We start from the raw sequence: 11,859 nt of genomic DNA, 5'->3' as shown, positions 1-11,859 counted from the left end.
TAGCTGGTTCTCCTCGAAAGCTATTTAGGTAGCGCCTCGCGTCTCACCCTCGGGGGTAGAGCACTGTTTGGGCTAGGGGGTCATCCCGACTTACCAACCCCATGCAAACTCCGAATACCGAGGAGTGCAATCGCGGGAGACACACGGCGGGTGCTAACGTCCGTCGTGAAAAGGGAAACAACCCAGACCGCCAGCTAAGGTCCCAAATATCAGTTAAGTGGGAAACGATGTGGGAAGGCCCAGACAGCTAGGAAGTTGGCTTAGAAGCAGCCATCTTTTAAAGAAAGCGTAATAGCTCACTAGTCGAGTCGGCCCGCGCGGAAGATATACCGGGGCTCAAACTGATAACCGAAGCTGCGGATGCTCTTATGAGCATGGTAGAGGAGCGTTGTGTAAGCCGCTGAAGGTGAACTGTGAGGTTTGCTGGAGGTATCACAAGTGCGAATGCTGACATGAGTAACGACAAGGGGGGTGAAAAACCTCCCCGCCGGAAGACCAAGGGTTCCTGTCCAACGCTAATCGGGACAGGGTTAGTCGACCCCTAAGGCGAGGGCGAAAGCCGTAGTCGATGGGAAACAGGTTAATATTCCTGTACTTGCAATTGCTGCGATGGAGTGACGGAGAAGGCTAGGCCAGCACGGCGATTGGTTGTCCGTGTTTAAGGTAGTAGGCTGGGGACTTAGGCAAATCCGGGTCCCTAAGGCCGAGAGCTGATGACGAAGCTTACTTCGGTAAGTGAAGTGGTTGATGCCATGCTTCCAGGAAAAACTTCTAAGCTTCAGGCAATTGTGAATCGTACTCTAAACCGACACAGGTGGTCAGGTAGAGAATACCAAGGCGCTTGAGAGAACTCTGGTGAAGGAACTAGGCAAAATGGTACCGTAACTTCGGGAGAAGGTACGCCGGTTTTGGTGATGGGACTTGCTCCCTAAGCTGAGGCCGGTCGAAGTGACCAGGTGGCTGCGACTGTTTATTAAAAACATAGCACTCTGCAAACACGTAAGTGGACGTATAGGGTGTGACGCCTGCCCGGTGCCGGAAGGTTAATTGATGGGGTTAGCTTCGGCGAAGCTCTTGATCGAAGCCCCGGTAAACGGCGGCCGTAACTATAACGGTCCTAAGGTAGCGAAATTCCTTGTCGGGTAAGTTCCGACCTGCACGAATGGCGTAACGATGGCCACGCTGTCTCCACCAGAGACTCAGTGAAATTGAAATCGCTGTTAAGATGCAGTGTACCCGCGGCTAGACGGAAAGACCCCGTGAACCTTTACTACAGCTTTGCACTGAACTTTGAGCCTACTTGTGTAGGATAGGTGGGAGGCTTTGAAGCTGTGACGCCAGTTGCAGTGGAGCCATCCTTGAAATACCACCCTGGTATGTTTGAGGTTCTAACTCTGGTCCGTAATCCGGATCGAGGACAGTGTATGGTGGGTAGTTTGACTGGGGCGGTCTCCTCCCAAAGAGTAACGGAGGAGTACGAAGGTGCACTCAGCATGGTCGGAAATCATGCAATGAGCATAATGGTATAAGTGCGCTTGACTGCGAGTCAGACATGACGAGCAGGTACGAAAGTAGGTCATAGTGATCCGGTGGTTCTGTATGGAAGGGCCATCGCTCAACGGATAAAAGGTACTCCGGGGATAACAGGCTGATACCGCCCAAGAGTTCACATCGACGGCGGTGTTTGGCACCTCGATGTCGGCTCATCACATCCTGGGGCTGAAGCCGGTCCCAAGGGTATGGCTGTTCGCCATTTAAAGTGGTACGCGAGCTGGGTTTAGAACGTCGTGAGACAGTTCGGTCCCTATCTGCCGTGGGCGTTGGAAATTTGAGAAGAGTTGCTCCTAGTACGAGAGGACCGGAGTGAACGAACCTCTGGTGTTCGGGTTGTCACGCCAGTGGCATTGCCCGGTAGCTATGTTCGGACGGGATAACCGCTGAAAGCATCTAAGCGGGAAGCCTCCTTCAAGATTAGATTTCCCTGACTCCTTGAGAGTCCTAAAGGGCCGTGGAAGACTACCACGTTGATAGGCTGGGTGTGGAAGCGTTGTGAGGCGTTGAGCTAACCAGTACTAATTGCCCGTGCGGCTTGACCATACAACAGAGATGGTTACTAACGATTACTGATCGATCGAATGAGAGGTCAGTGGATTGTGAGCCGAGAGACGCAGAGATCGATTGATCGACTTGCGGTGTATTACTACAGAATGTTTCGCCGACTTATTTGGGGTTATCGCTGGTCCGTAGTGACCGAGGCAAACAAGCGATAACAGGCAGCGCAGGGCACTAAGCCCATAAGACCAGACCAACCCAAGCCAGTTTGCCTGACGACAATAGAGTTGTGGAACCACCTGATCCCTTGCCGAACTCAGAAGTGAAACGCAACATCGCCGATGGTAGTGTGGGGTTTCCCCATGTGAGAGTAGGTCATCGTCAGGCTTCTATCCCAAAAGCCCTGATCGCTAACGCGGTCAGGGCTTTTTTCGTTTTAGCCAGAAATCCTAAAACTGGCGATGGATTGAGCAGTTCATTGCCGTTATTTTGAAAAACTCGGGATGACGGTTTTTTAAACGCTTCCCGAACCCCAGTAACCACGCCGCTCACACCCAATATCCCACACTTACCCACAGCTCTGTCCAAGGTTTCTGTGCGTAACCTGCCTGTGAATAACTGTAAAAACTTTTTCAAAATCAATCCACAATTGCCTCGGCTGTGTTTCCGGAAAAATTCTTCCGAAAAGTTACCCACCCCCCCGGCGTAAAAAGTTGCAAGTTCCATCGCCTGAACAGATCTGAACGCCACATCAGACGTGCCGAACTCCATTTCGCAAAGCAGCTTTGGGTGAAAAATGATCAGCGTGCTTATTAGCACGGATATGGTGACGCAATCTACTCCTTTTAGGCGTCGCGTTCTTTCATTGCGGACCTTTTGTGGATAAAATCTGTGCCAACAGTCACAAAAATCAAATTTGGCGCGCCGCTTAACGGGTTTAAGGGTTTTTCGGCGACCAGGTATCACCGACCGGGTGTTAGGGAAAATAAAAATGTCTTTGCAACGATGGTTAGTGGGGGGGGCTGCGCTGCTGCTGTCCATGCAGGCGCTGGCAGTAGGTACCGGGGCGGGAACAACCATTAGCAACACGGCTTCGGCCTCCTATACCGACACCTCGGGAAATCCGCAGTCCGTAAGCTCCAATACCACCAGCTTGCTCGTGGACGAATTACTCGATGTAACCGTCGCTAGCAATGACGCGGGCTACATTTCTGTCTCAACGCCGGAGAGCGGCGCTGTACTGTCTTTTACCGTCACCAATACCGGTAACGGGGATGAGGCCTATGACCTTGTGGTGAACTCTGCGCTTAGTGGTGACCAGTTCGATCCTGAGAATGCTCTGATTTACATCGATAGCAATGGCGATGGCCTCTACGATGCCGGAGATACACTTTTCGACTCGAGCGTACCCGTGCAACTCGCTGCGGATGAATCCATCGCGGTGTTTGTGGTTGCCGACATTCCCGATGCGCAGTCCAGCAGTGACCTCGGGCTGATAGAACTGACCGCGGAATCGATGACTGCAAAGGCGAGTGCGGGCAGCGATGCGCCGGGTACCGTATTCGCCGGGCAGGGCGACGGCGGTGGCAATGCGGTGGTAGGCAGCAGTGGTGCCGCCGCGGCAGGCCAGAATGGCTATCAGGTAGCACTGCTACAGCCCTCTTTCACCAAGAGCCAGAGCGTTACCGACCCATTTGGCGGAAGTGCTGCGGTTCAGGGCGCGGTGATTACCTACACGCTCACCTTTTCTGCCAGCGGCAGCGGCGAGATCACGGATGTGATCCTCAGCGATAACATTCCCGATAACACCAGTTACGTGGCCGGCTCCATCACGCTGAACGGGGCTGGCAAAACCGATGCGGCCGACAGTGATGAAGCGGCTTTTGACAATGGTGCGGTGCCACCACGTATAGAAATCAATATCGGCACGGTCACCGCACCGGCCACCTACACGGCCACTTTCCAGGTGGAAATTGACTGATTGTTAAAGAGGTTCAAATGAGAAAGATCTTCGGGGCTTTGGCCCTCGCCGCGGCGTTTATGGCTTCCGCAGTACCGGCTCTTGCGGCCGTGGAGCTGGAAACCCGTGCGTTTACTGAAGTGACCACCACCGATGTGAATGGTGCGCAAGAAACAAAAATGGAACCGGTGGAGCGTGCCAAGCCAGGACAGAAAGTGGTATTCGTTATCACTTATCGCAATACAGGTGAGGAGCCAGCGGAGAACCTGGTGGTAAATAACCGGGTACCGAATGAGATGGTGTACGTAGCTGATTCCGCACAGGGTGAGAGTGCTCTCATTCAGATGTCCGTAGACGGCAATCTTTTCGATGAATTGGAATCTCTGAAGGTAACTGAGACCGACGGATCTGTTCGCGCAGCAAAGGCCTCTGATGTGGTGGCGTTGCGCTGGATTCTGCAGGGCGCGGTTGCACCGGGCGACTCCGGCAGCGTGCGATACCGTGCAGTTTTGAAATAGCGCCGGATACCGAAAAGGTTCGCATAAAATTTTTAGAAATAGAGTTGGGGTTGAGTGAATATGTTTAACAGGAAATCAATGTCTTTTTGGGCGGTAATTGGCTTGCTTACTGTGGGGCTAGTGCCGCAGGCGTTTGCTCAGGAGGATTACACTAGCCGTACGCAGGCCGGTACTGATGTAACCAACGAGGCTAGAGTAAATTACACGGTAAATAGTGTTCCACAGGCTGAGGTTACCGACAGTGTAATGTTCGAGGTCGACCGTGTGGTTAATATGACGCTGACTTCTGAGAATGCGGATCCTATAGTGGTGCGCCCGAATGAGGCCGGAAATACCACTTACACACTCACCAATTTTTCGAATGACACTATTGATTTCGCTTTGAGTGCTCAAAATGTAGCCACTGGCGAAGACTTGGATGGTACTAACACAGATAATCAGCAGGGCTCCAGCGTAATAGGGTCCGTTGTTATAAACGGTGTTGGCAGTTATGACTCCACCACGGGAATTGTTCAGCTGGAAGCTGGAAGCAGCGCTACGGTTACTGTTGAATTGACCGCTGCCAGCGCTTCCTTGAACGGCGAGATTATTGGCGTTGAAGTGGCGGCTACCGCTGTTGATGGTGCCGGTACTCCACTAGATGATACCGTTGCCAACACGCTGGACGGCGTCGAGAATGTATTCGATGACGGTATGGGAGACGCTGACAATTTACGAGACGGTATTATTTCAGTTTACGGTGTGTACATCGTTAACAGCGCCACGCTTGCGGTCAACAAAACCTCTGAAGTAATTTCAGATCCTATAAATGGGACCGATAGCCCCTTCGCGATTCCTGGGGCGGTAATCGAATACTGTATTGATGTATCCAACAGCGGTACTGCGGAAGCAGAAAGTGTCGTTCTCACGGATGCCCTGCCCGCTGAAGTGACTTTTGCAACTGGCGCTGACCAGGTCTTTGAAACCGGCACTGGAGAGTGTGCTGCTCGTACAACTACCCATGCCCCAACGCAAGCCGTTTTCGACGGTACTGATACCGTTACAGCAACATTCACTGACCCCGTAGCGGCGTCGGGAAGTGTCTGGGTCAGCTTCCGGGTAACCCTCAACTAACTTTCCGCAACGGGTGGCTAAGCCACCCGCTCCGCGCCCCAGCGGTGCGTGAAGCGTTGCCGTAATGGTTGATACCCTCCTGGCCCAGCAATCACTTGCGCCCGGGGGACGAAAGTCCGCCGGGCTTTGTTGCGCCCGGCGTTTGGGGTTGGGACTGGCAGTGTTTCTGCTGCTCGGGCTATTGCTTCCCTCTGCGTCACCGCGCGCGCAAGACATGGACGTGGTCAATATTGCCCGGGCCAGCTGGGCACACCCGGGTGATTCGGCCACGCGCTGGCTCGACTCCAATAGTGTCAGCCTGGGTGTGCTGGAAACCCCCGCGTGCACACCTTCCTCGGTCGCTTTTTACCAGCATGTCCCTTCAACCTTGTCGGCTCCTGACAGTGTCAGCCGCGATTTCACGGGTGGTAGCTACGTAGATACCTCGGGTGCACGTTTGCCCCTGCCGGTACCCACCGCACTGGATGGCAGTGCACTGTCGCTGGGGGCGGTGGCATCGCGCCTTGCGGCGGTATACCACGGCGGCGAGCCGATACTGATCGCGCTGGAGGATGGCAACCGCAATATTGATCCCGCGGTGCGCGAGTCCGTGACTGTCGAGCTCATTGTTGATTACCCGGATACCGGATCCGGCTCTGGCACAGCGCCGCCCGAGCGGGAACAGCTGTACCTGTACGAAACCGGCCCGGATACCGGAGTGTTCGCCGCGGCACTGCCCAGTGTGGCGCATGGCACTGATCGGCGGCCACAGAACGGTGACGGGCAGCTGGTGCTGGGCGAAAACGCGCAACTCGCGCTGAACTACCAGGACCCCATGTGTTCCGGTGAAATCGCACGCGCAGGTGCGCTCGCCGATCCGCTCGGCGTGGTCTTCGATTCCGTCGACGGAACACCCCTCGCCGGCGCCACGGTGATGCTGGTGAATGCCGATGACGGATCGCCGGCACTTGTCTACGACGACGATGGCGTGACCCCTTTCCCCAGTTCCCAGGTTACCGGTGGCAGCGGTACTCCGAGCTTCCGTTTTCCCTATGTCCCGCCGGGCAACTATCGCCTGACGGTGACGCCCCCCTCCGGGTACACCGCTCCCTCCACCGCTGCCGACAGCGAAATGCCGCCGGCGCCCGACGGTCAGTCTTACCGGGTAGTGACCGGTTCCCGCGGAGAGACCTTTTCGGTTTCAGTGAGCCCGGCGCTGGCAATGGATGTGCCGGTAGATCCGTCCACCGCGGGGTTGCTGCTGGAGAAAAGAGTATCCGACCGCTCCGCCGGCGCAGGTGACTACCTGCAATACCGCCTGCAATTGCAGAGCCTGATTTCCGCGACCGCCAGCGAGGCCCGCATTGTCGACCGCCTGCCCGTGGGTATGCGTTATCGTGCGGGATCCCTGTATCTGGATGGCGCACAGCAAGCGGATCCGACGATCGGCGCCGACGGCCGGACTCTTGAGATACCTCTGGGAGAGCTGGCGGCAGATGCCCAGCTCGAAGTGCGCTACGTCGTCGAGGTAACCGCGGGCGTGCCGATCGGGGAGGCGGTGAATACCGCCACCGCCAGTGCCCTCAACCCGGGCGGCGGTGTAATGAATTCCAACCTGGCGCAGGTAGCGGTAACCATCACCGAACCCTTTATCAGTGATCGCTTTACACTGGTCGGCGGTGTGTATGGCGGCGACTGCGACACGCCGTGGAGCGAGCGCAAAGGCCTGGCGGGTGTGCGCCTGCTGCTGGACGACGGCACCTATGTGGTGACCGATATAGATGGCCGCTATCACCTGGAAGGCCTGCGCCCGGGGACCCATGTCGTGCAGTTGGATACCGCCAATCTACCGGCGGGTTGGGAGCCGGTATCCTGTGTGGACAATACCCGTTTTGCCGGCAGTGCCTACTCACAGTTTGTCGACGCCCAGGGCGGTAGCCTGTGGCGTGCGGACTTCCAGTTGCGTCCGGCCAGAGCCGGGCTGCGCCTGCAGACTCGCGCGGAACAAGCATCGCCTCTGCTGGAAAAAGTGGCGCCCACCAAATACACCTTCCGCGGCCGCTTCGCTTCCGGGGATGACCAGCTGTTGCCGGAATCGGCGGCGGAACTGCAGGCGTTGGTGGAGACCCTGCAAGGCGGTGAGGTTTTCGGGCTGGAGATTGTCGGCCACACTGACAGCCAGCGCCTCTCACGTCGCGCCAGGGCAAAATTCCGCGATAACCATGGGTTGTCCATGGCCCGGGCCAGCACCGTTGCCAATGTGCTCGGCGACGCGCTGGGCCTCTCTGCCGAGCGGATAACCGTGGGTGGTATGGGCCCGAGCCTGCCGCTGGCAGACAACTTCACCTGGGAGGGCATGGCGCGTAACCGGCGGGTCGACGTCCTGGTATACGGTCGCACCGGCCCAGCAGAAGTGGTGGTCGGCGAGCGCCTGAAACATATGCACACGGTTGAACTGGACACCAGTGGTGGCGCTTTTACCAATCTGCGCGTTACCGCGATGCTGCCCGAGAACCTGCACTACCTGCCTGGCACCGCGCGTCTCGATGGCGAGCCGGTGGACGACCCCCGCCAGACTGGTGTGGTGCTGATGTGGCGCCTGCCGGATGGCACTGGCGTGCCGCAAAGCAACGGTGTGCCCTACGCGCGGAATTTTACGTTTCAGACGGAAGAGCTGCGCCGGGATCAGGTCGATGCAGGCCTCTGTGCGGCGGAAAACAGTATCAAGGTCAATGCGCTGGTGGATACCGCGGCCGGTGACAACCTGCGCCTGCCGGTGGCGGAAAATCGCCTGCACTGTGCGGAGAGCGCCGGTGAACAGGCGGACGGACACGCGCCGCAGGCCGGAGCCGATACCCTGGAAAATCACCGTGATAGCGGTCGTCTCACTGTCAACCTGACCGACCCTGGCACCTACTCGGCGCCGGAAGAGGGGGCAGAGTCTGCCGAAAAGGTCTCGTCTGCCGCCGCCGCAGGCGTGGGTGTGGACTGGCTGGCGCAGGCCGCGAGCCAGCAGGGGTTCCTGTTCCCGCCAGAGAGACACAACCCCCGTGCGCCGGCGGTGCGCGCGGTCATTGCCCACGGCGTCGGTGAGCGGGTAGAGCTTACCGTCAACGGCAAGCCGGCACCGGCGCTCAGCTATGAAGGGATTGAAACAGCACCGCGCGGTAACGCCGCCACCAGCCTTTGGCGGGCCCTGCCATTGGAAGAAGGCGACAACCAGTTGCTGGCAAATGTCTACGACGACCGCGGCGAGCTGCTCGCCAGTTATCGTCGTCTGGTGCACTTTGCCAATACCCCGGCGCGAGCGGAACTGTTGCCTGAGCGCTCGGATCTGCGCGCCGACGGCGTGTCACGCCCGCGCATCGCGGTGCGTATTCTGGACCGCGATGGTTTCCCGGTGCGCGATGGTATTACCGGGAGTGTGGCGATCAGCGCCCCCTACGAGGCATGGCAGAGCCAGAACGATAAACAACAGCGCAAACTGGCGGGGATGGGGGAATTCCAGCCCCAGTATCGCGTAGAGGGAGATGAGGGGATCGCCTGGATCGAGCTGGCCCCCACGACCCGCTCCGGCGCGTTTACCCTGGACTTCCGTTTCCACACCGGCGTCGATACTCGGCGCGAGCAACAGTTACATGGCTGGATGGCACCGGCGGCCCGGGACTGGGTGGTGGTCGGTTTTGCCGAGGGCACCCTGGGCTACAACACCCTTGATGAGCGCATGGAGTCGCTGCCGGCGGGTGAGGACGAAGGTGTCTATACCGATGGCCAGCTGAGCTTCTACGCCAAGGGCCGGGTGCTCGGCCAATGGCTGCTGACCATGGCGTACGACAGCGACAAGCCGCGGGACCAGGCATTGATGTCGCCCATCGACCCGTCCCGGTACTACACCCTCTACGGCGACGGTACCACCCAGGTTTACGGTGCTGCCAGCCGCGACAAACTGTACGTAAAGATGGAGCGCGGGCAGTTCTACGCCCTGTTCGGAGACTATGAAACCGGCCTGGTGAAAACCCAGCTGTCGCGCTATAGCCGTACCCTCAACGGTTTCAAGGCGGAAGATGGCGCTGGCCTGGTGGTGTACACGGTATTTGCCGCGGACACCGAGCAGAGCTATGCCCGCGATGAAATTCAGGGCGACGGTACCTCCGGCCTGTATCGCCTCAGTTATCCGGGAATTTTGCTCAACAGTGAACGGGTGCGTATCGAAACCCGCGACCGGGTGCACCGCGAGCAGGTATTGAAAACCGAGACCCTGACGCCCTACATCGATTACGAAATCGACTACGCCGCGGGCACCCTGTTTTTCCGCGAGCCGGTATTCAGTCGGGACCTGGACTTCAATCCGGTGTATATCGTTGCCGAATATGAAACCAGTGGCGGCAGTAACCGGGCGCTCAGCGGTGGCGGTCGTGTGGGGCTCAACCTGCAGGATGAGAAGCTGCAGGTTGGTCTCAGTGGCCTGCGCGACGAGGGCGTCGACGGGCGTGCGGATCTCGCCGGCGCCGACCTGCGCTGGTTCTTCGGCGATGACAGCGAATTGCGCCTGGAAGCCGCCCAGACCCGTGGCGACGACGCCGGGCGCGACGGCGAGGCCTGGCTGGCGGAAGTGGAGCACCACAGCAGTCGCTACGATGTGCTCGCCTACAGCCGCCAGCAGGATGCTGAGTTTGGCCTCAATCAGCAAACCCCGGGACAGGCGGGCCAGCGCAAGTCCGGGGTGCAGGGGCAGGTCCATCTGGGCGAGCAGTGGTCGCTACAGGGGGAGGCGTACCGTCAGCAGAATCTTGCCAACGCCGCCCGGCGCAATGCCGCCGAGACGCGGTTGCGCTACGAGACCAATGCAACACGCATTAGCCTGGGTGCACAGCACGCCGCCGATGAACTTCCTGCAAGTAACGCAGGTGAGGCACCCGTCGAAGCAACTTCCAGTCAGGCGCTGTTTTCTGCCAGCCGCCAGTTACTGAATGGTCGTGCCGACCTGTCGCTGCAAACCGAGACTTCCCTCGGCGGCGGCAGTAATGAAAGCGCCGACTACCCGGATCGCTACCTGCTTGGAGCCAGCTATGCGCTCACCGACTACGCCCGTGTGCTGGCGGGGCAGGAGTTCAGTGACGGCGACAGCAGTAATACCCGCGCCAGCCGCGTGGGGGTCCAGCTCACTCCGTGGGCCGGCGGGCTTGTCACTTCCACCCTGAATGAAAGCCGTGCCAGTGGCTACGGCCCGCGCCGCTACTCCCAGCTGGGGGTGAGCCAGGCAGCAAACCTGAACGAGCAGTGGCGCCTGGATCTGGGCCTGGATGCCAGCCACGCGCTGGAGGGGGGCGCGCCACTCCCGGCGGTGAATGCGTCCACCGGCAGCAGCGCCTTTGGCCAGTCTTCCGTCACCAGTACCAGTGAAGACTTTGTCGCCCTCAGCGCCGGCGCCGCCTGGCGTGGTGATGTGTGGGCCTGGCGCGGGCGGCTGGAATCCCGCCGCGCGGACAGCGGCGAACGCCTGGGGCTGAGCAGTGGCTTCCTGCGTCAGGCACAGGCGGGTATTGCGTTCTCGAGCACTCTGGAGGCATTCCACAACGAGTCGGAACAGGGCGCGAGCGGCGATCTCGCCAGCCTGGATCTTTCCTGGGCGTGGCGGCCGCTGGACAGCTACTGGTCGATCCTCAATCGCCTGGAATTCCGTTACGAGAGTGTTGAAAATGCGGCCTTCGACGGCGGCCTGTTCGGCTTCGACAGCCTCGCCGCGGACAACGCCCGCAGCCGCCGCGTGATCAATAATTTCGCTCTCAATCGGGTTTCCCGCCCCTGGAGCGGTGAAGACCGGACCGGCAACCTGTTCCAGCGTTACCAGCGCAGCCAGTTGTCGCTGTACTACGGCGCCAAGTATGCGCAGGACAATTTCGACGGGGCCGAATACGACGGCTACACCGACCTGCTGGGCCTCGAGGCGCGTTATGATCTCAATGAATGGATGGATCTGGGACTGCAGGCCAGCGCACTCAATTCCTGGGAGACCGGCACGCATCGGTATTCGTTCGGCCCGCAACTGGGGTTCTCCCCGGTACGGGATGGCTGGGTAACGCTGGGGTGGAACTTGCAGGGCTTCCACGACCGGGATTTCGAAGCCGCTCGCTACACGGCCCAGGGCCCTTATCTACAGCTGCGTTTCAAGTTTGACCAGAACACCCGCTTCGGCAGCGGTAGCGAATCGGGAGAGTAATGATGTTGGGGAAGGCG

General features: G+C 58.7%; 5 protein-coding genes and 2 rRNA genes (1 of these 7 cut by a window edge). 6 read left to right on the top strand and 1 reads right to left on the bottom strand.

Going from position 1 to position 11,859, the window contains the following annotated elements:
* A 23S ribosomal RNA gene (locus GTQ55_RS15825) occupies positions 1–2,097 on the top strand (it extends 786 nt beyond the left edge of the window).
* A gap of 226 nt (positions 2,098–2,323) precedes the next feature.
* Positions 2,324–2,439: ribosomal RNA gene (gene rrf, locus GTQ55_RS15820) — 5S ribosomal RNA — on the top strand.
* Here rrf and GTQ55_RS15815 read toward each other — a convergent pair.
* The gene (locus GTQ55_RS15815; protein WP_237567726.1) at positions 2,434–2,871 is read right to left on the bottom strand and encodes a hypothetical protein; all 438 of its coding nucleotides are present in this window, start codon (positions 2,869–2,871) and stop codon (positions 2,434–2,436) included. The two genes, rrf and GTQ55_RS15815, sit on opposite strands and share 6 nt — an antisense overlap.
* Before the next feature lie 172 nt (positions 2,872–3,043).
* Between GTQ55_RS15815 and GTQ55_RS15810 the strand changes: the two genes are divergently transcribed.
* The 4 genes from GTQ55_RS15810 (at position 3,044) to GTQ55_RS15795 (ending at position 11,842) form a co-directional block, all read left to right on the top strand.
* The gene (locus GTQ55_RS15810) at positions 3,044–4,033 is read left to right on the top strand and encodes a hypothetical protein (RefSeq protein ID WP_161859597.1); all 990 of its coding nucleotides are present in this window, start codon (positions 3,044–3,046) and stop codon (positions 4,031–4,033) included.
* A 17-nt stretch (positions 4,034–4,050) separates the two neighbouring features.
* A complete protein-coding gene (locus GTQ55_RS15805) occupies positions 4,051–4,530 on the top strand; it encodes a DUF11 domain-containing protein (RefSeq protein WP_161859596.1) in 480 nt (159 codons plus the stop codon).
* Positions 4,531–4,590: 60 nt separating this feature from the next.
* Complete coding sequence (locus tag GTQ55_RS15800) at positions 4,591–5,643, top strand: hypothetical protein (RefSeq protein WP_237567935.1); 1,053 nt, start codon at positions 4,591–4,593, stop codon at positions 5,641–5,643.
* Positions 5,644–5,803: 160 nt separating this feature from the next.
* A complete protein-coding gene (locus GTQ55_RS15795; protein WP_237567725.1) occupies positions 5,804–11,842 on the top strand; it encodes an OmpA family protein in 6,039 nt (2,012 codons plus the stop codon).
* The last annotated feature ends 17 nt before the right edge of the window (positions 11,843–11,859 follow it).

The organism is Microbulbifer hydrolyticus, from assembly GCF_009931115.1.
Classification (GTDB): domain Bacteria; phylum Pseudomonadota; class Gammaproteobacteria; order Pseudomonadales; family Cellvibrionaceae; genus Microbulbifer; species Microbulbifer hydrolyticus.
The sequence above is the reverse complement of the archived record's forward strand: the minus strand, read 5'-3'. Positions and strand labels throughout refer to the sequence as shown.